The sequence below is a fragment of the Aureimonas sp. AU40 genome (genome assembly GCF_001463785.1).
In the GTDB taxonomy this organism is placed as follows: Bacteria; Pseudomonadota; Alphaproteobacteria; order Rhizobiales; family Rhizobiaceae; genus Aureimonas.
Window position 1 is genome coordinate 23,903 of record NZ_BBWL01000032.1, and the last position, 21,077, is coordinate 44,979.

Annotated in this window: 23 protein-coding genes; 8 read left to right on the top strand and 15 right to left on the bottom strand. The window is 68.4% G+C overall.

Features of this window, described 5'->3' with window-relative positions; translation table 11 throughout:
- Nucleotides 1-78: 78 nt before the first annotated feature.
- Nucleotides 79-924, bottom strand: a complete 846-nt coding sequence (locus tag AUL32_RS10730; protein WP_062114682.1) for an SDR family oxidoreductase — start codon at nt 922-924, stop codon at nt 79-81.
- Nucleotides 925-1,057: 133 nt separating this feature from the next.
- A complete protein-coding gene (mutS, locus tag AUL32_RS10735; RefSeq protein WP_082659530.1) occupies nt 1,058-3,829 on the bottom strand; it encodes a DNA mismatch repair protein MutS in 2,772 nt (923 codons plus the stop codon).
- A 250-nt stretch (nt 3,830-4,079) separates the two neighbouring features.
- Here mutS and AUL32_RS10740 point away from each other — a divergent pair, with 250 nt between their 5' ends.
- Entirely contained in the window at nt 4,080-4,376 is a 297-nt protein-coding gene (locus AUL32_RS10740; protein WP_061972943.1) for a DUF1236 domain-containing protein, read from the top strand.
- Between the two features lie 84 nt (nt 4,377-4,460).
- Here the strand turns inward: AUL32_RS10740 and AUL32_RS10745 are convergent, their stop codons facing one another.
- The 6 genes from AUL32_RS10745 to AUL32_RS10770 form a co-directional block, all read right to left on the bottom strand.
- Nucleotides 4,461-5,114, bottom strand: coding sequence for an outer membrane protein (locus tag AUL32_RS10745; protein ID WP_062114684.1), 654 nt, complete (start codon nt 5,112-5,114; stop codon nt 4,461-4,463).
- A gap of 347 nt (nt 5,115-5,461) precedes the next feature.
- A complete protein-coding gene (locus AUL32_RS10750; protein WP_062114687.1) occupies nt 5,462-6,361 on the bottom strand; it encodes a GNAT family N-acetyltransferase in 900 nt (299 codons plus the stop codon).
- A gap of 119 nt (nt 6,362-6,480) precedes the next feature.
- Nucleotides 6,481-7,500 (bottom strand): acrylyl-CoA reductase (NADPH), encoded by a 1,020-nt coding sequence (gene acuI / locus AUL32_RS10755; RefSeq protein ID WP_062114689.1) that lies wholly within the window; start codon nt 7,498-7,500, stop codon nt 6,481-6,483.
- A gap of 22 nt (nt 7,501-7,522) precedes the next feature.
- Nucleotides 7,523-8,023, bottom strand: a complete 501-nt coding sequence (gene lspA, locus AUL32_RS10760) for a signal peptidase II (RefSeq protein ID WP_061972948.1) — start codon at nt 8,021-8,023, stop codon at nt 7,523-7,525.
- Entirely contained in the window at nt 8,020-8,895 is an 876-nt protein-coding gene (locus AUL32_RS10765; protein ID WP_082659542.1) for a TrmH family RNA methyltransferase, read from the bottom strand. Before AUL32_RS10765 ends, lspA begins: the two co-directional genes overlap by 4 nt.
- Nucleotides 8,892-10,166 carry a class I SAM-dependent methyltransferase gene (locus AUL32_RS10770; RefSeq protein ID WP_244497812.1) on the bottom strand — a complete coding sequence of 425 codons (1,275 nt, stop codon included), beginning with the start codon at nt 10,164-10,166 and terminating at the stop codon, nt 8,892-8,894. The genes AUL32_RS10765 and AUL32_RS10770 overlap by 4 nt, the downstream gene beginning before the upstream one ends.
- Before the next feature lie 165 nt (nt 10,167-10,331).
- On the opposite strand from AUL32_RS10770, the gene AUL32_RS10775 reads away from it, so the two are divergent.
- Nucleotides 10,332-10,808, top strand: a complete 477-nt coding sequence (locus AUL32_RS10775; RefSeq protein ID WP_062114743.1) for a CoxG family protein — start codon at nt 10,332-10,334, stop codon at nt 10,806-10,808.
- A 66-nt stretch (nt 10,809-10,874) separates the two neighbouring features.
- Here AUL32_RS10775 and AUL32_RS10780 read toward each other — a convergent pair whose 3' ends face one another.
- The 3 genes from AUL32_RS10780 to sppA all read right to left on the bottom strand — a co-directional run bounded on the left by AUL32_RS10780 (nt 10,875) and on the right by sppA (nt 12,837).
- On the bottom strand, nt 10,875-11,291 hold the full coding sequence (locus tag AUL32_RS10780) for a lipopolysaccharide assembly protein LapA domain-containing protein (protein ID WP_062114695.1): 417 nt from the start codon (nt 11,289-11,291) through the stop codon (nt 10,875-10,877).
- A gap of 199 nt (nt 11,292-11,490) precedes the next feature.
- Nucleotides 11,491-11,769: an integration host factor subunit beta gene (locus AUL32_RS10785; RefSeq protein ID WP_061972953.1), complete on the bottom strand. Its 279-nt coding sequence runs from the start codon at nt 11,767-11,769 to the stop codon at nt 11,491-11,493.
- Nucleotides 11,770-11,874: 105 nt separating this feature from the next.
- A complete protein-coding gene (gene sppA, locus AUL32_RS10790; protein WP_062114698.1) occupies nt 11,875-12,837 on the bottom strand; it encodes a signal peptide peptidase SppA in 963 nt (320 codons plus the stop codon).
- Between the two features lie 271 nt (nt 12,838-13,108).
- On the opposite strand from sppA, the gene lptC reads away from it, so the two are divergent.
- From lptC to ptsN, 6 genes are all read left to right on the top strand, one after another.
- The gene (gene lptC / locus AUL32_RS10795) at nt 13,109-13,849 is read left to right on the top strand and encodes an LPS export ABC transporter periplasmic protein LptC (RefSeq protein ID WP_062114701.1); all 741 of its coding nucleotides are present in this window, start codon (nt 13,109-13,111) and stop codon (nt 13,847-13,849) included.
- Nucleotides 13,846-14,502, top strand: a complete 657-nt coding sequence (locus tag AUL32_RS10800; RefSeq protein WP_062114705.1) for an LptA/OstA family protein — start codon at nt 13,846-13,848, stop codon at nt 14,500-14,502. The genes lptC and AUL32_RS10800 overlap by 4 nt, the downstream gene beginning before the upstream one ends.
- Nucleotides 14,503-14,622: 120 nt before the next feature.
- Nucleotides 14,623-15,384, top strand: coding sequence for an LPS export ABC transporter ATP-binding protein (gene lptB / locus AUL32_RS10805; protein WP_062114745.1), 762 nt, complete (start codon nt 14,623-14,625; stop codon nt 15,382-15,384).
- A 333-nt stretch (nt 15,385-15,717) separates the two neighbouring features.
- Complete coding sequence (gene rpoN / locus AUL32_RS10810; protein WP_062114709.1) at nt 15,718-17,214, top strand: RNA polymerase factor sigma-54; 1,497 nt, start codon at nt 15,718-15,720, stop codon at nt 17,212-17,214.
- 292 nt (nt 17,215-17,506) lie between these two features.
- Nucleotides 17,507-18,082, top strand: a complete 576-nt coding sequence (gene hpf / locus AUL32_RS10815) for a ribosome hibernation-promoting factor, HPF/YfiA family (protein WP_061972961.1) — start codon at nt 17,507-17,509, stop codon at nt 18,080-18,082.
- Between the two features lie 138 nt (nt 18,083-18,220).
- Nucleotides 18,221-18,679 (top strand): PTS IIA-like nitrogen regulatory protein PtsN, encoded by a 459-nt coding sequence (gene ptsN / locus AUL32_RS10820; protein WP_062114712.1) that lies wholly within the window; start codon nt 18,221-18,223, stop codon nt 18,677-18,679.
- A gap of 113 nt (nt 18,680-18,792) precedes the next feature.
- Here the strand turns inward: ptsN and AUL32_RS10825 are convergent, their stop codons facing one another.
- The 4 genes from AUL32_RS10825 to AUL32_RS10840 form a co-directional block, all read right to left on the bottom strand.
- Nucleotides 18,793-19,053, bottom strand: coding sequence for a DUF1150 family protein (locus AUL32_RS10825; protein ID WP_061977528.1), 261 nt, complete (start codon nt 19,051-19,053; stop codon nt 18,793-18,795).
- Nucleotides 19,054-19,097: 44 nt separating this feature from the next.
- A complete protein-coding gene (locus AUL32_RS10830) occupies nt 19,098-19,535 on the bottom strand; it encodes an Hsp20 family protein (protein WP_061972964.1) in 438 nt (145 codons plus the stop codon).
- A 167-nt stretch (nt 19,536-19,702) separates the two neighbouring features.
- Nucleotides 19,703-20,197: a peptide-methionine (R)-S-oxide reductase MsrB gene (gene msrB, locus AUL32_RS10835; RefSeq protein WP_062114748.1), complete on the bottom strand. Its 495-nt coding sequence runs from the start codon at nt 20,195-20,197 to the stop codon at nt 19,703-19,705.
- 123 nt (nt 20,198-20,320) lie between these two features.
- Entirely contained in the window at nt 20,321-20,884 is a 564-nt protein-coding gene (locus AUL32_RS10840) for a fasciclin domain-containing protein (RefSeq protein ID WP_156421427.1), read from the bottom strand.
- Nucleotides 20,885-21,077 lie beyond the last annotated feature (193 nt).

Consider the following 21,077-nt stretch of genomic DNA (forward strand, 5'->3'; position numbering starts at 1 on the left):
GTGCATTTCCCGACATGTCAAAAGCTTAACGGCTTCGCCCTGCCATCCGACCCGGCCCGGCCCGCGCGAAAAGGCCGCTCAGGCGCCGACGATCGTGCCGCCGTTCGGGTGCATCACCTGGCCGGTGAAGTAGGACCCGTCCTCGGAGGCGAGGAAGAGGAGCGCCGAGGCGACCTCGTTGGGCTGGCCGGCGCGCTTCATCGGCACCTGGGAACCGAAGCTCGCGACCTTCTCGGCGTCCATCGACATGGGGATGAAGGGCGTCCAGATCGGCCCGGGCGCGACGCCGTTCACGCGGATGCCCTTTTCTACGAGATTGGCGGCCATGGAGCGGGTGAATGCCGTGATCGCACCCTTGGTGGAGGAATAGTCGATCAGCGTGTCGTTGCCCTTGTAGGAGTTCACCGAGGTCACGTTCACGATGGCCGAGCCAGGCTTCAGATGGTCGAGCGCGGCCTGCGTCATGTAGAAATAGCCGTAGATGTTGGTCTCGAAGGTCTTGGCGAGCTGTTCCTCGCTGATGTCGCGAAGGTCTTCGGCCTCCTCCTGATGGGCAGCGTTGTTGACCAGGATGTCGAGCTTGCCGAACTCGGCCGCGGCCTTGTCCACCGCCTGCTTGCAGAAGCTCTTGGAGCGCACGTTGCCCGGGATGAGCAGGGCCTTGCGCCCCTCGGCTTCGATCAGGCGCTTCGTTTCCTCGGCGTCCCGATCCTCGTCGAGATAGACGATGGCGACATCGGCCCCCTCGCGCGCGAAGAGGACGGCCGTGGCGCGGCCGATGCCGGAATCGCCGCCGGTGATGACCGCCGCCTTGCCGGCCAGCCGGCCGGAGCCGGGAAAGCGGGGCGCGTAGTCCGGGCGCGGGTTCATCTCGTGCTCGAGGCCGGGCTCGTTGTCCTGATGCTGGGCGGGGAAGTTCGACATGCGGTGCCATCCTTTTCCGTTCGCCGGCCGGGCCGGCTTGTCGAAAAGGGAATCGGCGGGCCGCGCCCGCGTTCCCGCATGGCTGGTTCCCAAGCCCTGCGAACGGTCAGCCGGCTACGAGCCCCTTCGTGCGTCAGCCCTTGGCGGGCTTCACCGCCAGCGCCTTCAGGCGATAGAGCGCCTCCAGCGCCTCGCGCGGGCTCATCGCGTCCGGGTCCACCTCCGCCAATGCCTTCAGCGCGGCGGGCGTCTCGGCCTCGGCCGGCCGGCGGTTGAGCGCGGCGAAGAGCGGTAGATCGTCGATGAAGGCGGTGCGCTTCTCGCCCTGCTCGCTCTTTTCGAGCTGGGTCAGCACCTGCCGGGCGCGCTCCAGGACGGCCGGCGGCAGGCCGGCGAGCCGCGCCACCTGAATGCCGTAGGACCGGTCGGCGACGCCGGCCGTCACCTCGTGGAGGAAGATCACCTCGCCTTCCCATTCCTTCACCCGTACGGTGACGTTGGCGAGGCGCTTCAGCCGCGCGGCGAGCGCTGTCATCTCGTGGAAATGCGTGGCGAAGAGCGCGCGGCAGCGGTTCACCTCGTGCAGGTGCTCCACCGCCGCGAACGCGATGGAGAGCCCGTCATAGGTCGCCGTGCCCCGGCCGATCTCGTCCAGCACCACGAGCGTGCGCTCGCTCGCCTGGTTGAGGATCGCCGCCGTCTCGACCATCTCGACCATGAAGGTGGAGCGGCCCTCGGCCAGATCGTCCGAGGCGCCGACGCGGCTGAACAGGCGGTCCACCACGCCGATATGGGCCTTGGTGGCCGGCACGTAGGAGCCGATCTGCGCCAGCACGGCGATCAGAGCGTTCTGGCGCAGGAAGGTGGACTTGCCGCCCATGTTCGGGCCGGTGATGAGCCAGATGGCGCCGGCCTCGCGCTTGGCGCCCGTGCCGGCGGGCGGCGAAAGATCGCAATCGTTGGCGACGAACTGGCCGCCGCCGGACGCCTTCAGCGCCGCCTCCACCACGGGATGGCGCCCGCACTCCACCTGGAAAGCGAGGCTCGCGTCCACCACAGGGCGCACCCAGTCGCCCGCCACGGCGAGGTCCGCCAGCGCGGCGGTCACGTCCACCAGCGCCAGCGCCGCGCTCGCCGCGCGCAGCGCCTCGGTCGCCGCCAGCACCTCGCCGCGCAGCGCATCGAACAAGGCGAGCTCGATGCGCAGCGCCTCCGCCGCGCTCTGGGCGATGCGGGTTTCGAGATCGCAGAGCTCCACCGTGGTGAAGCGCATAGCAGAAGCGAGCGTCTGGCGATGCGAGAAACCGCTGTCGGGCGAAAGCAGCGAGGCGCCGTGAGCTTCCGGCACCTCGACGAAATAGCCCAGCACGTTGTTGTGCCGGATCTTCAGGGAGCGGATGCCGCTTTCCGCGCAGTAGCGGCCCTGGAGATCGGCCACGACCTGCCGGGAATGGTCGCGCAGCGCCAGCGCCTCGTCCAGCGCGGCATCGGCGCCGGCCCGGATGAAGCCGCCGTCGCGCCGCTGCAGCGGCAGCTCGTCCCGCAACGTGGCGCGCAGGCGAAAGCGAAGCTCTTGCGGCAGGGCGGCCAGAGCGCGGCCGGCCTCCATCAGCTCCCAGCTCAGCTCCCCCTCGCTCAGAAGCTCGGCCATGACGCTCGCCCGCTCCAGCCCTTCCGCCACGGCGCCGAGATCGCGCGGTCCGCCCCGGTCGAGCGCCAGACGCGACAGGGCGCGCTCTGTGTCGGGCAGGCCCTTGAGCGCGGCGCGAAGCTCGGCGGCGAGCGCGGGCTCGGCCAGGAGGCCGGCGACGCTGTCCTGCCGCCGGGCGATCGCGGCGGGGTCGGTCAGCGGCCAGGCAAGGCGGCTGGCGAGAAGGCGCGAGCCAGCGCCCGTCACGCAACGGTCGATCGTCGCGAGCAGCGAGCCCTGGCGCCGGCCGGACACGGTGCGCGAAAGCTCGAGGCTCGCCCGCGTCGCCGGGTCGATCACCATGAAGGAACCGGCCTCGACCCGCTCGGGCCGCTCCAGCGGCGGGCGGGCCTTCAGCTGCGTGCGTTCGAGATAGGACAGAAGCGCCGCACCGACCGAAAGCTCGGCCCGGCCGAAGGCGCCGAACCCGTCCAGCGTCGAGACGCCGAAGAAGCGTTGCAGCCGCTCGGCGCTGGTGGCGGCGTCGAACAGGCTCGCCGGCTCGAAGCGCACGCGGCGCCCCAGCCGGCGCAGGAGCGGCTGCATCGCCTCGTCCTCGCGCAAGCCGTCGGGCACCACCAGCTCGGCCGGCTCCAGGGCCACCACGTCGGCGAAGATCCGGTCGGGCGCGGACGGGGCGATGCGGAACTGGCCGGTGGAAAGGTCGGTCCAGCCGAGCGCGACCTGCCCGCTCTCGCCGCCAACGCGCGAGAGCGCGGCCAGGAAGTTCGGCCGGCCGGGCTCCAGAAGCGTTTCCTCGGTAATCGTGCCGGGGGTGACGAGGCGCACGACCTCGCGCTTCACCACCGACTTGCCGCCGCGCTTCTTGGCCTCGGCGGGGTCCTCGACCTGCTCGCAGACGGCGACGCGGTAGCCTTGGGCGATCAGCTTGTCGAGATAGTCGTCGGAGGAGACGACCGGCACGCCGGCCATCGGAATATCGGCGCCCTCGTGCTTGCCGCGCCGCGTCAGCGTGATGCCGAGCGCGCGGGAGGCCTCCACCGCGTCGTCGAAGAACAGCTCGTAGAAATCGCCCATGCGGTAGAACAGGAGGCAGTCGGCATGGCGCGACTTGATCTCCAGGAACTGCGCCATCATCGGCGTCGGCGCGCCGCCCTCGCCCCTCGTCTCGGGCAATGTCTCGGGCGAGGCCGCGCCGCCCGTGGCGGGATCTTTCGGGAGGGCGGCGGGGTCGGGTCGGATCATGTCCAGCATTCCGGCAAACTAGCGGTTTTCCGCCGCGCAGGGAAAGCCGCGCTGGCCGGGCGCCGGGGCTTGCGCCCGAAATCCACAAGCCAGCCCCCGCGTTCAGGCGCCATTCAGTGCGCGCGCCCTAGAACAAGGGCAACGAGACCGACAAGCGCTCTCCCCGCCCGCCCCGCGTTGGCATCACAGGTCATGCCCCCTATGATGCACCGCACGGACCCAAGCGCTCGGGCAGCGCCGCGTGAAAGGCAGTACGAGAATGATGAAGACAGGGAACGGAGCGCGTCTGGCGGGCATGGTGCTGGCCATCGGCCTCGCATTCGCCGCCCAGGGCGCCTCGGCGCAGACCGCGCCGCCGGTGAATGCCCATCAGTTCGCCGTGGACCATCCCGTGCCGGACGTGTCGCTGCGCCTCGCGCCGACGCTCGGCGCCTCGGTTCCCGCCCAGGTGCAGCTTGCCGCCATCGAGGGTACCAAGGACTACGGCTATTTCTACTATGAGGGCCGGCCGGTGATCGTCGACATGGCGACCCGCTCCATCGTGCGCGTCGACTGACCGCAGACATTCGAAATTGGGGGACGGGCCGGCCTCGGCTTCGCCCTCCCCTCACTTCAGGCTCGGCGTGGAGAGACGCGCCGATCAGCCGCCGAAGCGGAAGCTCGCCCCCAGCACGATCTGATTGGTAAGGATGTCGGTTTCAAGCGAGCCGCCGCCTTTGAGGTCCGCCTCGTTGTGGCTGTAGCTCAGCTTGTACTCGCCGAAGACGGAGAGGAAGTCGGTCACGCTCACGTCCGCGCCGGCCAGCGCCTGAACGGCCGGGCCGGTCACCTGATATTCGAAGGTCCGTGGGCCTCCCGCTTCCTGATACTCCACATGCGGAATGGCGACGCCCGCGCCGAGCCCGGCATAGGGCGTGACACGGCCCATCGGATCGGCGCGATACAGCGCGTTGATCGTCAGGAGATTGAGCCCGTCGGTGAATTCGAGCGTGCGCACGCCCATCGGCAGCGGATCGGCGGCGACCTTGGCATGGGCATAGTCCAGCGCCACGCCCCAATGCGGGTGACCGAGATCGTTCGCCCAGGCCGTGGCGCGCACGCCGTAGAAGGGCGCACCGCTCTCGAAGGTGCGTCCGTCCCACTCGACGTCGAGACGGCGCGTCGAGGGCGCGTCGGCGACGTCCACCGTGCTGTCGAAGGAGAAGTTGTACCCGCCATAGGCGGAGATCACGTACTCCGCCTGCGCCGAGCCGAGAGTGGCGAGCAGGGCGAGGCAGGCTAGCGGAAGACGCATCGGATCGATCCCCTCCTATCGGCCGGCGATGGTTTCCTCGCCGCGTTCAGGGGGATGGGCTAGCGCGGGCCGATGACAGGGGCGTTACAAGGCGTTGCAGGAAAGTGACGGTGGCCCGAAGACGCGTCACGCGGGTCTCGCCTTCGCCAGCATCCTTTCGCACCTCTGGGGCCGCGCATACGCCCAGGCGGGAACACGATCATTTGCCGGCAAAGAAACGGGGCGAAGGAGAAGGGCGCGGAGCGAAGCTGAGCGACCCCGCCGCCAGACCGGCGAGGCCAGACCCTTTGCCGAAGCGCCGCATGCCGCGAGCGATACGAGATGCCGGCATGCGACGCGACGCGTCCTCAGGCAGCGAAGCGCGTGCCTTCGGCGCCGAAATGCTGGATGTAGCGCGGGTTGATGTTCTTCACCGGCACCACGACGCAGACATCGGTCGTGCCGAACTGATGATCCACCACCGCGTCCTCCCCGACATAGCCGCCGAGGCGCAGATACCCTTTGAGAAGCGGCGGCAGGCCGCCCAGCGCGCGCTTGGCGTCGAGGCAGGCGACGGTGGAGCCGACGCGGGCGCGCCGACCCGAAACCGCCGCGACGCGCCATTCCTCGGGCGCCGGGGCGTGGTCGCGCAGAAAGGCGAGCGGGGCCTCCAGCGCGGCGAGATCGGTGCCGCTCAGCGAAGCGCAGCCGAACAGAACGTCGATCCGGTGCTGCTTCACATAGGCCCAGATGCCCTGCCAGAGCAGTTCCACCGTGCGCTTGCCGCGATAGCTCTTGAGCACGCAGGAGCGGCCGAGCTCCAGGAAGCGCGCGCCGGGATGGCGGCCGACCAGGGCGTCGATCTCGAATTCGCCGGCCGTGTAGAAGCCGCCGGCCAGCGCCGCCTTTTCCTGGCGCAGGAGGCGATAGGTGCCGACGATGCGCGAGCCGGCGGGCCGGGTCGTGTCGATCACGAGAAGATGGTCGCAGAACTTGTCGAAGCCGTCGCGGTCGCGCCGCGTCATCCGCTGGAATGCGGTGGGCTTGGCGCTCATCTCCTCGTAGAAGACGCTGTAGCGCAGCTGCTGTGCCTCGCGCAGCTCGGCGCGCGAGCGCGCTAGGCGCACCTCCAGCTCGCAGAGGCGACCGAGCACGGGAGCCAACGGATCGAAGGGGGCGGGGCGGCCGAGCTTGATGCGGACGCCGAACGGCTGCCGCAGCCGAACGGGTTGTGCCTGCGTCACGTCGATATGCTTGAAAGCACCCATTCGATCGTCCTCCGGCCCTTGTTCCTGACAGCAACTGCCATATGCCGTGCTCGCGACTCTTTCATGACGTAAACCATAGTGGGACGCAAACGGTCACGCGGTTGTTGCCTCTGCGACATTCATCCGTCCGCCACACGCGTCGCCTCCGCGACATCGGCGACCACGACCCGGCCGCGCACGCCGCCATCCAGAAGCCGGCGCGCGGTGGGCACGATGTCGGCAAAGCCGATCTCGGTGACGAGATCCGCCAGGAGACTCGGGTCGAGATCTTCGGCCAGCCTGTCCCAGGCCCGGCGGCGCTCGGCCTGCGGAGCGTAGACGGAATCGATGCCCAGAAGCGCGACGCCGCGCAGGATGAAGGGCGCGACACTTGCCGGCAGGTCCATGCCGCCAGCAAGGCCGCAGGCGGCGACCGCCCCGTCCCGCTTCGTCATGGACAGGAGATTGGCGAGCGTGTGCGAGCCGACGCTGTCGATAGCCGCAGCCCAGCGCTCGCGCGCCAGCGGCTTGCCCGGCCCCGACAACTCGCCCCTCTCGATGATCTCGGCGGCCCCCAGCCCGCGCAGCCACTCGCCCTCCTCCGGGCGGCCGGTGGAGGCGACGACATGCCAGCCGCGCCGAGCCAGAAGCGCGACGGCGACCGAGCCGACGCCCCCGGAAGCGCCGGTCACCAAAGCCGGGCCGCGCTCGGGCGTCAGCCCGAAACGCTCCAACGCCAGGACGGACAGCGCCGCCGTGTAGCCGGCTGTACCGAGGCCCATCGCATCCCGCGCCGAGAAGCGCGCCGGCAAAGCCACGAGCCAGTCCGCCTTCACGCGGGCAAGGCCGGTATAGGCGCCCCAATGCGTTTCGCCGAGGCCGAAGCCGTTCAGCACCACCTTATCGCCCTCTCGCCAGAGAGGCGAGCGGGAGGCGGCGACCGTGCCGGCGAGATCGACGCCCGGCACCATAGGCCAGTGCCGCACCACGGGCGAGCGACCGGTCAGCGCGAGCGCGTCCTTGTAGTTGATCGTGGTGGCCTCGACCGCCACGTCCACGTCGCCGTCCATCAGGTCGGCCGGGGTGAGCACGACCTCCTCGACCAGCGTTTCGCCGCCCTCGCCCTTTTGCAGCCGGATCGCCCGAAACTCGCCCGCCATGCCAGCTCTCCCGAAGGTGTCGTCAGGTCTTATCGTTCGCCGCCGTCCCGTCCGATGTCTTGGGCCGGCGCGCCACAAGGAACTCGTCGATCAGGATCAGCGCCGCGCCGATCGTGATGAAACTGTCCGCCAGATTGAACACGGCGAAGCTCCAGACCGGCGTGTGGAACAGGATATAGTCCACGACATAGCCGAGATTCACCCGGTCGATCAGATTTCCGATCGCCCCGCCCGCGATCAGCGCGAAGCCGATATGGGTGAGCTTGCGCTCGGGCGCCGTGTTCCACCAGAGCCAGACCACGAAGAGAAGCACCAGCACCGAGATGGCGGCAAGGCCGACATCGTGGAACCCATCCAGCATGGAAAAGGCGATGCCCTCGTTGCGGGCGTGGTAGAGCGCGAGAAAGGGAAGAAGCTCGATCGACTCGCCCAGCGCCATCGTGCGCACCACGGCGAGCTTCACCATCTGGTCGATCGCGGCGAAGAAGGCGACGAGCGCCAGATTGGGAACGAGGCGGTTCACAGCTTGAGGCTCCCGCGCCGCGCCTCGAAGATCATCAGCCCGGTGGCCACCGCCAGATTGAGACTGTCGGCCCGGCCGACCTGCGGAATGCGCACCAGCGTTTCGCAGGCGCCGGCCAGAGCCTCCGTCAGGCCGCTCTGCTCGTTGCCCATCACGATCGCGGTCGGCCGCTTGCCATAGGCGGGCTCGCGAAAATCCACCGCGCCCTTCATATGGGTGCCGACCACCAGACCCTTGAAGGTGGAGCGCCAGCGCAGGAACTCCTCCTCGCGCATGCGCACGATCGGCACGGCGAAGATCGAGCCCATCGTGGCGCGCACGGCCTCCAGCGAGAAGGGATCGACGCTTTCGCCGATCAGCACCACGCCCTTGGCGCCGGCCGCGTCGGCCGTGCGCAGGATCGTGCCGAGATTGCCGGGATCGCGCACCCGGTCGAGCGCGACGAGCAGCCCGTCGCGGCCGAGATCGATCTGGTCGGTGCGGTGCAGGCGCTGGCGGAACACGCCGATGGCGCTTTGCGGATTGTCGCGCCGGGCGACGGCGGCCAGCACCTTGTCGCTGGCCTCCAGCACGTCGGCGCCCAGCGCCACGGTGCGCGCGGCGGCCTTCTGCAGAAGCTCGGTGTGGAGCTGCGTCTTGGCCGCGATCAGCGTCTCGATGCGCCAGCCGGCGTCGAGCGCGTCCAGCACCAGCTTCAAGCCCTCGGCGAGGAACAGCCCGGTCTCCTCGCGATGCTTCTTCAGGGCGAGATTGCGGATATCCTTGACGATCGGGTTGGAAACGCTCGTCACCTCCTTCACCCGGCCGGGTGCCACCGTGTCGGGCCGGCGCACGGGCGGGTCGGAAGGCGCATCGTCGCGGTCTCGGCTCAAGCGGACACCCATCTGGAAAAGAGCGAAGTGGACAGAAGCCGGGCGTCGTCGCCCGCTTCGCGAATGACGAGCTCGCCCGATTCGATCGCACCGCCGAGGCCCCGGCATTGCTCGCCCATCAGGGCGGCCAGCGAATAGAAGGACGAGCGGATGGAATAGGCGGTGAGCACCAGCGCCAGCGGATCCGCCGACAGGAGCTGGCGCATCAGCATCAGGAGATAGGGCAGATCCTCGAAAATCTGCCAGACCTCGCCCTTCGGCCCCCGGCCGAACTTGGGCGGGTCGAGAAGCACGATGTCGTAGCGCGTGCCGCGCTTCACCTCGCGCTCGGCATAGCGAACCGCGTCCTCGCAGATCCAGCGGATCGGCTTGTCGGCCAAGCCCGCCAGCTCGGCGTTTTCGCGCGCCCAGCCGATGGCGCGCTTGGAGGCGTCGACATGCGTCACCTCTGCCCCGGCGCGCGCGGCGAGCAGCGAGGCAAGGCCGGTATAGCCGAAGAGATTGAGGACGCGCACCGGGCGTCCCGCCTTCTCGACAAGATCGGTCATGAAGCGCCAGTGGACGGCCTGCTCGGGAAATACGCCGACATGGCGGAACGAGGTGAAGCGGCCGAGATAGGGCATGCCGTCCTGGCGCATCGGCCAGGTTTCGCCGAGCGTGTCCTTGGGAAAGCGCCAGCGCCCGGTGCCCTCCTCGTCGGTGTCGCCGGTGAAGACCGCGTCGGCCCCTTCCCAGTCCGCGCCCGCGCGGCGCGGCCAGATCGCCTGGTTCTCCGGCCGGCGGATGGTGAGCGAGCCGTAGCGCTCCAGCTTTTCGCCGTCGCCCGAATCCAGAAGCGCATAGTCCGCCCCCGGCTCGACGGTGAGGATCACCGGCGCACGAAAGCTCGGGCGCTCGCCGATGGGCCATTCCACCGCCGCGCGGTCGCGCCGGCCTTCGCGGCCGAGCTCCTCGGTGGACAGGCGCGGCGCGGGCGCGGCGTCGGCGGCATGCCGGGCCGCATCGGTGCGGGAGCCGGACCGCTCGAACGATTCGGATCGGTGGGGCGCTTCGGAGCGATCGGACGCTTGGGAACGCTGCGAGGATTCGGGGCGCTTGGACGCGAAGCGGCGCTCGCGGCCGGCCTCGGACTTGGCCGGGTCTCGCGCCGCGTCTCGCCCGTCCTGGCGCTCGGGCCGGCGCTTGGCGTCTGGTGCGCCGGCACCCTTGGCGCCGGCGGGCCGGCCGGGGCGCTTGGGCGCGCCGGACCGGGGAGTCCTGTTCTTCGTCATCGCCGGCTCATAGCGCATGGGAGCGTTTTTCCGCAAACGCTCGCGAAAGGGTGGAGCGCGCGCCGGCGCTTGGCAAGCGGCGGATCGGGCGTATTCTTCGTCTGGCCGCACCCACCCGCTTCAAACGGGGCGTTCGAAGATGGGGCGGCGCCAGGGAGGATGATCATGGACCTGAAAGGCGAATATCGGCTGGCCGCGCCGCGCGAGACCGTGTGGGCGATGCTGAACGATCCGGCCGTTCTGAAGAGCTGCATCCCGGGCTGCCAGAGCCTGGAGATGACGGGCGAGAACGAGATGTCGGCCACCGTGGTCGCCAAGGTCGGTCCGGTCAAGGCGACCTTCACGGGCGTCGTGCGCATCGAGAATGTCGAGGCGCCCAGGCGCTATTCCATCGTCGGCGAGGGCAAGGGCGGCATTGCCGGCTTCGCCTCGGGCGGCGCGCATGTCGAACTGGAAGAAGACGGCGCGGAGACCGTGCTGCGCTACGACGTGGACGCCAAGGTCGGCGGCAAGATCGCCCAGCTCGGCGGGCGGCTGGTGGATTCCACCGCCAAGAAATTCGCCAACCAGTTTTTCGATTGCTTCGCCGCTCAAGTCGCGGGCGACACATCGGCCGCCGTCACGGAGCCGGCGGAGGCTTGAAAGACCTTACCCTCATGCAAACGGGGAGGCGGATCGCTCCGCCTCCCCGCTGAGAAGTATAACGGATCAGGCCGCGACGGACGGGCTGGCGAGAGCCCGCGTGGAATGGCCGGGCGCGGCGAGGGCCGGGGCGCTCGACTGCGCCTGCGCGGCCAGATCGCGCTCGCGCTCCTCGCGCAGGCGGCGCAGGCGCTCGTTCGACAGGTCCACCTCGTGGCGCAGGTTCTCGATCTCGCGGCGGCGGTTGGCCGCCTTGGCGCGGTAGTGAGACTGCGTCATCCAGGTGCCGAGCCCGCCGAGCAAGAGGCCGAGGATCAGCGCCGAAAGAAGCAGCACGAAGAGCGGCGCCTGGAAGGCGAACTGCGGCAGCGTGCCGATCGGATCGAACGACACGTTGATCGCCTCGCGATTGGCGACGCAGAACACCACGAGCAGCACCGCCAGCGGCGCGAGGATGAGGAAGGAAAGAATCTTCAGGATCATCAGGTGGCCACTTCGAACCTTGGAATACGCCCTGGGAAAGCATGGGGCGCCGCCCCGAACAAGCAAGCGGCTGGCCCGCAAATGATGCATCGCGAGGGAGAGGTCAATCCGCCCGGCGCGTGCGGTCGGCTAGCCCTGGGGCGTACGCTCGACCAGGGGCCGGATCGGCCAAGCGATCCCGCCCTCGGCTTCACACCGATCAGCCGTTCAGCCGCTCGCGCAGTTCCTTGCCCGTCTTGAAGAAGGGAACCCACTTCTCCTCGACCTCCACCGATTCGCCGGTGCGCGGGTTGCGGCCGGCGCGCGGCGGGCGGTTCTTGACGGAAAAGGCGCCGAAGCCGCGCAGTTCCACGCGGTTGCCGTCGCAGAGCGCCTGCGTGATCTCGTCGAAGATCGCGTTCACGATGGTCTCGACATCCCGCTGGTAGAGATGCGGATTGCGACTGGCGATGATCTGCACGAGTTCGGATTTGATCAACGCGGGCTCCTCGGGAGGCTGGGCTGCTGGGTCTGGGCAGGCGGCGCCTCGGCCGCGCAAACCTTTGTTTCCAATCGCAAAGCGGAGCCTCCCGCCACTTCGCCTTCAGTGGCGCGGAGGTTGCCAAAGCGACACCATGCCGTCAAGGTGCCCTCCCGATCCGGTGAGCGCCTCAACGAGATCGGTGGCCGTGGGATCGAGGCCGAACAGTCCGAACAAGGCCGAGCGGGCGGAGCCGAAGAGGCCCCAGCCGTCCTTTTCGGGCTCGCGGTCCTCGATCTCGAGGCCGGCCGGCACGCCGCGCTCGCTTTCCAACCAGCGCCGGATCTCGCGCTCGCCGCCCAGCGCGTCCACCAGCTTGTTGTTCAGCCCCTGCGAGCCGGTGAAGACGGAACCGTCGGCCAGGCGCCGCGCCTCCTCCTCCGGCAGGCCGCGCCGCTCCATCACGAGGCGCACGAACCAGTCGTAGGAATCGTTCACCAGACGGCCGATCATTTCGCGTGCGCCGGGGGCTGCGGGGGCGAAGGGCGAAGGCTCGGCCTTCAGCGGCGAGGACTTCACCGCGTTGACCTCCACGCCGATTCGCCCGAGCAGGACCGAGGCGTCGACATATTGGAAGATCACGCCGATGGAGCCGACGATCGAGGACTGGTGCGCGACCACCCGGTCCGTCGCCATGGCGACCATGTAGCCGGCGGAGGCCGCCAGCGTGCCGACCTCGGCCGCCACGGGCTTGACGGCGGCCAGATCGCGAATCGCCTCGAACAGCGTTTCGCCGCCGACCGTGGTGCCGCCGGGCGAGTTGACGCGTATGATGACGGCGCGAACGCGCGGATCGGTCTTCAACTTTTCGAGAAGTTCCAGCCGGTCGCGATCCTCGGTGATGAGGCCGGTGACCTCGACGCGGGCGATCTGGTCGGGGCCGGGACCGGCCAAACGCCCGGGGCGCCAGCCGCTGGCATAGGTGAGGGCCAGCACCGCGCCGGCGGCCACGAGCAGCGCGACGATCCGCCAGAAGCCGAGCTTGCGGCGCAGGCGCCGCCGATCGATCATGCCGTCCGCATCCATGGGTCCGCTCCGCTCGCAATCCGGGCGAGCGCGAAAGGCCCGCCGCCTGTGCCCAAGGCGATGCCATGCGGGCGGCACGCTGCCAAGCCGCCACCGCTCGCGGCGGCATTCTTGTTCGCGAGCGCGATGCCGTGCGATAGCCGCCGCTTAACCATGCAAAAACCCCATATCACTTATAGATACGACGCGATACGTTGATTGACCGCAGGACGCCCCGGCCGATCCCCAATGGCCGGGCGCGTTTTCGCGCCATGCGAGGAATCGAACTCCATTGCAGGTTAGCCCGGACCAGCCCCCTTTCGCCGACGACCCGCGCCTCCACGCCTTCGCCGCCGCGCCCGATGCCACGCGCGGCGCGCGGCGGGAGCGCGAGTTCCGCCGCGCGAATCGGCATTCGCGACTCGTGCGCTGGCTGAAGATCGGTCTTCCCACGGTTGCGACGCTGATCGTCGCCGCCGGCCTCGTGGTCACCTGGGCGGCGCGCAGCATTCCCGGCGACCTCGCCTTCGCCTCCACCTCGATCCAGGACGGGCGCCTCGTCATGTCCGACCCGCGCCTGTCGGGCGTCGACGGGCGCGACCGGCCCTATTCCATGCTGGCGGACCGGGCGATTCAGACGCTGGGCGGCACGGGGGTCGATCTGGAGCGGGTCCGGGCCAACCTGACGGTGGACGACAGCACCAAGGCCCAGCTCGACGCGGCCAAGGGGCGCTACGACACGCGCACCGAAGTGCTGCGGCTTTACGACGACATCACCGTGGAAACCACGAGCGGCATCCGCATCAAGCTGGCGAGCGCCGACGTTTCGCTTCAGGATGGACAATTGACCGGGTCCGGCCCGGTCGAGATCGCGACGCCGAATCAGCGCCTGGAAGCGGGCAACGTGGTGATCTCCGATCGTGGAAAGCAGATTTCGTTTCGGGACCGCGTCAAGCTGACCCTTCTTCCCACCGCCTCCAACGGGGCCGAAGCCCCCGCCGCCGCGTCCAACACCAGCGAGCCCAGCCCATGACCCCGACCCTTCGCTCCCGCGCCGTGCTCCTGGCCCTGGCCGGCTCGCTCTCCTTGTCCGGGGCCGCCCTGTCCGGCGCGGCGCTGGCCCAGACCCAGTCGCAGGGCTTCGGCAATTCCTTCGGCGGCCTGCAGGTGCAGGGCGACCAGCCGATCGCCATCGAGTCCAACCAGCTCGACGTCGACGACGGCAAGTCGCTCGCCACCTTCTCGGGCGATGTCAGCGTCCAGCAGGGCCAGACCTCCATGAACGCCGAGAAGCTTCTCGTCCACTATGTCCGCAAGCAGGACGGCGCCGCGGGGGCCAAGGCGCAGCCGGCGGCGACGCGCTCCAACATGCCGGGCGGCTCGGGCGACATTTCCAAGCTGGAAGCCACCGGCAAGGTGACGATCAAGTCCGTCGACCAGGTGGCGACCGCCGACCGGGCCGATTTCGACATGGCGACGCAGGTCGCCGTGCTCAGCGGCAATGTCGTGCTTAGTCAGGGCAAGAACGTCGCGACGGGCTGCATTCTGCGCATCCAGATGGAAACCGGCGTGGCGCGCCTCCAGAGCCGCGACTGCGGCGGCGCGCCGGGCGGCGGCCAGGGCGGCGGGCGGGTGCGCATGCTGCTGTCGCCGGGCGCCGGCCAGCAGCCGGCCGCCGGGCGCTAGTCCCCCGCCGCAAAATCGCCCTTCAGGGGCGCGACAGGCCGCTCGCAAGGGCGGTCTCCCCTTATGGCCCCGGCCCTCCGGCATTCCCCTTTCGCGGACGGACAACGCTTGCTCGACCCCATGGATCTTTCCGCCACCGCCGCGCTTCGCCACCCTTCCGAGGGCACGCTGGTGGCGCGCGGCATCACCAAGACCTATCGCGGCCGGCGCGTCGTGGATTCGGTCGATGTCGCCGTGCGGCGGGGCGAGGCCGTCGGCCTCCTGGGCCCGAACGGCGCCGGCAAGACCACCTGCTTCTACATGATCACCGGGCTCGTGCCGGTGGATGGAGGGCGTATCGAGCTCGACGGGCACGACATCACGCAGGTGCCGATGTATCGCCGCGCGCGGCTCGGCATCGGCTATCTCCCGCAGGAAGCCTCGATCTTTCGCGGCCTCTCGGTGGAGGACAACGTTCGCGCCGTGCTCGAGATGGTGGAGCCCGACAAGGCCGAGCGCGAGCGCCAGCTCACCGCGCTTTTGGAGGAGTTCCGCATCGCGCATCTGCGCAAGCAGCCCTCCACGGCGCTTTCGGGCGGCGAGCGGCGGCGCTGCGAAATCGCCCGCGCGCTGGCCTCCCGCCCCACCTTCATGCTGCTCGACGAGCCCTTCGCGGGCGTCGATCCGATCGCGGTGGCCGACATCCAGGAACTGGTGCGCCATCTCACCCGGCGTGGCATCGGCGTGCTCGTCACCGACCACAATGTGCGCGAGACGCTGGGCCTGATCGACCGCGCCTACATCATGCATGCCGGCGCGGTGCTGACCCACGGCTCGCCGCAGGAAATCGTCGAGGACGCCGACGTGCGTCGCATCTATCTCGGCGAACAGTTCACTTACTAAGAGACTGTTTAACAACCCGGACGGGTCGGTCCACCGGCGCTTTTCCGCCGTCGCCCCAGGGCGAGAAATCTATCTCGCCCGTCCGTATGGACCGTTGCCAATCCTCGCCGATGCCGCCAGCATCGACTGCGGTTGGCGCCTCGCGAACGTCGAAAAAATCGCTCGGGGGCCCTCCGCCGCCGAGTTGTCAAACAGTCTCCGAGCGCCAGGACGGCCCGCCCTTCCCCTTGACAAGCAAGTTGCGGACCAGTCTCCTGCAGGGCATGGAAAGAGGCTTGCGCGAGGCTTGAAGGGCCGACGACGCGCGGCCCGGCGGCATGGGAGGGGAGCATCGTGAATCTGTCCGTGAACCTCCAGATGCGTCAAAGCCAGTCGCTGGTGATGACGCCGCAGCTTCTCCAATCCATCCGGCTTCTTCAGTTTCAACACGCCGAGCTCCAGGCCTTTCTGGAGCGCGAGGCCGAGGCCAATCCGCTGATCGAGCTGGAGCCCGGCTCGGGCGCCGCGCCGCTTGGCGAGGGTGCGGACGCGCCCGACGCCGGCCCAGCCGAGCCCGGCGACATCACGCCCCTCACCGGCGCGAGCGACAATGCCGAGGTCTTCGCGGATGCGGCCGAGCGCACGGGCGACGGCGAGGACAAAGCGGCTCCCGATCTCGCCTTTACCGGCGAAGGGCTCGTTCTTTCCGGCTTTGTGGCCGAGGACGACGGCACCGATCGCCTGGGCGAAGGGCCGCGCTCGCTGCGCGACCATGCGCTCGGTGAAATCTGCGACACGTTCCGCGACGCGCGCGAGCGGGCGCTTGCGCAAGCCCTGTTCTGCGACCTCACGGAAGCCGGCTATCTCGCCGAGGGTCTGCCCGAGCGCACGGGCGAACTCGGACTGGACGAGAGCGAGGCGGCAGCGCTTCTCGAACGGCTCCAGGCCTCGGCCGAGCCGGCCGGCCTTTTCGCGCGGGACTTGGCGGAATGTCTGGCGATCCAACTGCGCCGGCGCGGCCGCTTCGATCCTGTGATCGCCTGCGTGCTCGCGCATCTGCCGCTTTTGGCGCGGCGCGACTTCGCCGCCCTTGCCCGGTTGACCGGCGAAACCGAGTCGGACGTGGCGGACATGCTGACTGAGATCCGCACGCTCGACCCTCGGCCGGGCGCCGGCCTCGGCGAGCCCGACGCCGCGCCGGTGACGCCCGACATCGTCGTGCGCGAGGATGTTTCGGGCGGCGGCTGGCAGGCCGAGCTGAACCCCGCCGCCTTTCCGCGCCTGTCGGTGCGCGCGCCGGCCAGCCTCGCCCCCGCCTCGGTCTTGAAGGGTGACGAGCGCGGCTTCCTCACCAATTGCCAGCAATCGGCCAACTGGCTGCAACGCTCGTTGGAGCAGCGCGCCCGCACGATCCAGAAGGTGGCGGGCGAGATCGTCCGGCGGCAGGACGGGTTCCTGGCCCAGGGCATCGCCGGCCTGCGCCCGATGACGCTGATGGACATCGCCGAGACGCTGGGCCTGCACGAATCGACGGTCAGCCGCGTCACGGCGGGCAAGTTCATGGCGACGCCGCGCGGCACGTTCGAGATGAAGTTCTTCTTCACCGTGGCGATCGCGGCCTCGGGCGGCGGCGACGCGCATTCGGCCGAAAGCGTGAAGCTGCGCATCGGGCGGATGATCGCGGCCGAGACGGTGGACGCTGTCCTGTCCGACGACGACATCGCCGCGCGGCTGAAGACGGAAGGCGTGGAACTCGCCCGGCGCACGGTGGCGAAATATCGCGAGGCGCTCGGCCTGCCCTCCTCCGTGCAGCGCCGCCGCGAACTGAACGCCCGCCGCCTCGCCGGCTGACCGCGCCCACACCTCTTAGTAATCGGGTTCGCTCGCGACCGCGTCGAACGCTAAGCGCGGTGAAAATTAAGCCGTCCTGACTGCCTGTACAGCCTACGATTGCCGCGCCTTTGGCGCGAAGTCTCGCGCCACTCGCGGCAGAGATCAAGTCTTTCCCTGGCCCTCGTTTTGCGCTGGAATGTGACGGTTCCGAGCGGCCGGAACCAAAGGCTTCCCAACGTCTTGGAAGAGACGGCGGGCCGGAGGTTCATCAATGGAGACCGGCCGCTGGACGTTAGGAAGGGAGAAACGAATGGCAATTCGTGTATCGGGCCGGCATATGGATGTCGGAGAAGCCTTTCGCACTCGGATCGAGGAGAGGCTGAACGATCAGGTCGCCAAATATTTCGACGGCAATTTCACCGGGGCCGTCGTCATCTCCAAGGATTCCGCCCGCTTCTGCGCGGACGTCACGCTTCATCTCGACAGCGGCGTCTATTTCCAGGCGACCGCCGAGTCGCATGATCCCGAATCCTCGTTCATCGAAGCGATGGAGAAGGTCGAGAAGCGTCTGCGCCGCTACAAGCGCCGGCTGAAGGACCACAAAGGCAACGCCAACAATTCGCGCGATGTCGCCTACACCGTCATGAGCGCCGTGCCGGACGAGGAAGAGGAGATCGCCGAGGACTTCGCCCCGGCCGTGATCGCCGAGACCTCGCTGCGCGTCGGAACGATGAGCGTGGCCAACGCGGTGATGGAGCTCGACCGCCGCGACGGGCCGCTGGTGATCTTCCGCAACGGCGCGAACGACACGGTCAATATCGTTTATCGACGCCCGGATGGAAACGTCGGTTGGATCGACCCCTCGACAGTGCGGGTCGAAGCCTGATATTCCCCCACAACTTCAGCAGGCGGAAGCGCGCGCACTAGCGCCGCTTCCGCCTCGACCTGTCAAAACCCGGCCGGGCAATCGCGCGGCCGGGCTTTTTGGCCTCCCGGGGCCGGGCGATGTGGAAGGCCATTCATCGTGGATCTCGCCGATCTGATCACCGAGGACGCCGTTCTGCCCGCCCTTCGCTCCCATTCCAAGAAGCAGGTTCTGCAGGACCTGTCGGAGCGGGCGGCCGAGCTGACGGGCCTGCCGGCCCGCACCATCTTCGAGACCGTTCTCCAGCGCGAGCGGCTGGGCTCCACCGGCATCGGCAACGGCATCGCCATTCCGCATGGCAAGCTCGCCGGCCTGTCGCGCATTCGCGGCGTCTTCGCCCGGCTGGTGAAGCCCGTGGAGTTCGAAGCGATGGACGACCAGCCGGTGGACCTCGTGTTCCTTCTGGTTGCGCCCGAGTCGGCGGGCGCCGACCATCTGAAGGCCCTGTCCAAGATCGCCCGCATGCTGCGCAACCCGCGCACGGTGACGGACCTGCGCGCCGGCCGAGACGCCTCGGCGCTGCATCACCTCATGACGCAGGTCGAATCCAACGCCTGAAAAGGCCCAAGGGCTGGAAAGCTCAACCCGGCGCCCAGACATGAAAAAGCCGGCCACGGGGGCCGGCTTCAAGCATGGCGCTGTCCCGGCGCCATGCCCGGGAAGCGGAGCCTTCAGTGGAGGCTCACCGTCAGGAGTTCGTTCTCCGTCGCGCTGGCCAGGATCGAGCCCCGGTCGTCGGAGACTGCCAACGGCGTGCCGTCGGCGGAGAACAGCGCCCAGAGTTTCAGGCCCGGGCGGATTGACTGCGCGGACGGGAAACGGGCTCGGATATCGTCGGACGACATGCGGCGGAGATAGGCCAGGTGGCCTTCGCCGAGCGCGGCGAGATCGGACTGGGACAGTGCGTTCGAATCGTGGTTCGTGATGGTCATGAACATCTCCTTCGAAAACAAACGGACGATCGGGTCGGCGGGTTTCATTCTTCCACGGCGATCGCGATCTTCCTCACCACTCGCTCTGGTTCAGGCTTGACCAGGTCCACCATCAACAGTCCGTTCTTCAGCTGCGCGCCCAGGATGCGCATGCCGTCTGCGAAGAGAAAGCTCTTCTGAAACTGGCGCGACGCAATGCCCCGGTGCAGAAATTCGCGGTCCGCCCGGTCGCTCTGCGAGCCCCGGATGGTCAACTGGTTTTCTTCGGTCGTGATTTCCAGGTCCTCGGGCCGGAAGCCGGCCACGGCCAGGGTAATGCGGATGCCATGTCCGCCGGGCGCCCCGTCCTTGGCTTCGATCCCGATCCGCTCGATATTGAAGGGCGGGTAGCCATCGCTGCCCTTCCCCAAACGCTCGAGTGTCCGCTCCACCCCGTCGAAGCCGAGCAGCAACGGGCTGGAAAATGGCGTGAACCTGTTCATGTCTCGGCAAGCCCTTGTTTCAAGCGACTTATCGACTGCGGCCCCATATTGGCGGCCACAATCGATCCGTACCGAATATGGTTGCGCCAGGGGCCCGCTTCAATGCGCGACCCTTCGCGCCTCTCCATGAAGAACCCGAAAGCTTGACGGAGGGATAACGCCCCGCGTCAGGACTGGGTGTCGCTCGGCTGGAAGCGCAGGGCGACGCCGTTCAGGCAATGGCGCTTGCCCGTGGGCGGCGGGCCGTCGTCGAAGATGTGGCCGAAATGGCCGCCGCACTGGGCGCAGTGAACCTCGGTGCGGGGATAGACCAGGACATAGTCGGTCTTGGTGCCGATGCTGCCGTCGATCGCATCCCAGAAGCTCGGCCAGCCCGTGCCCGAATCGTATTTGGCCTCGGTGGAATAGACCGCGTTGTCGCAGCCCGCGCAGTGAAAGAGGCCGGTCTCGTGAACGTTGAGAAGCGGGCTGGTGAAGGGGCGCTCGGTCGCCTCCTGGCGCAGAACGGCGAAGGCGTCCTGACTGAGGCGCGCGCGCCATTCGCGCTCTGTGAAGGTGACAGAAAAGGTCTCGGCCTCCGCCTCGTCGCGCCAGAGAGCTCCGACGGAGCCCAGGGCGAGAGCGGCCAGCGAACCCGACAGAAGAAAGCGGCGGCGATTCATGACGGCCTCCAAATCAAGCATCTGCGAAAACGGGATCGGCGCCCGCATCTCCATATGAGACCCGAGGCGCCTGTTTGTCAGGGGGCCGAACCAAAGTCCGACCCCAAGAGGCTTAAGACCCGATCAGGGCATCAGCACCGTGTCGATCACATGGACGACGCCGTTCTTCTGCATCACGTCGGCCTGCGTCACGGTCGCGACATTGCCCTTGGCGTCGGTCACGGTCAGCTTGTCGCCCTTCATGGCGAGCGTCAGGCTCTCGCCCTCGACCGTCTTCACGACATGCTTGCCGCCGTCGTCCTTGATCATCTTCATCGCGGCTTCCGACGTCGCCTTGGCCGGGACCACATGATAGGTCAGGATCTTGGTCAGCATGGCCTTGTTCTCGGGCTTCACCAGCGTGTCCACCGTGCCGGCGGGCAGCTTTTCGAAGGCCGCGTTGGTCGGCGCGAAGACCGTGAAGGGGCCTGCCCCGTTCAGCGTGTCGACAAGGCCGGCGGCCTTCACGGCGGCGACCAGCGTCGTCAGGTTCGAGGCGTTCGGCGCGTTCTCGGCGATCGTCTTGTTGGCATACATCGGCGCACCGCCGACTTCGACCGACGCGCCGGACTGCGCATGGCTGGCGCCTACGACGCCGCCGGCGATCACGAGACCGAGCGCGGCGGAGCGAATGAAGGACTGAAGCATGTCGCGATTCCTTGGGTGAACCTTCCAACGCGGAAGTCGTGGAAGATACGGAGCCAGGACGCGGTCGGCTTCACGCCATCACGATCACGAAACGGTGAATCTTGATTTAATCCGTGAGTGAAGGTTTTGGAGGAAGCAGCTCGCGACAAGAGGCGGGGTCCCTCACCTCAAGAGGCTTCCGACCAGCCTGCGC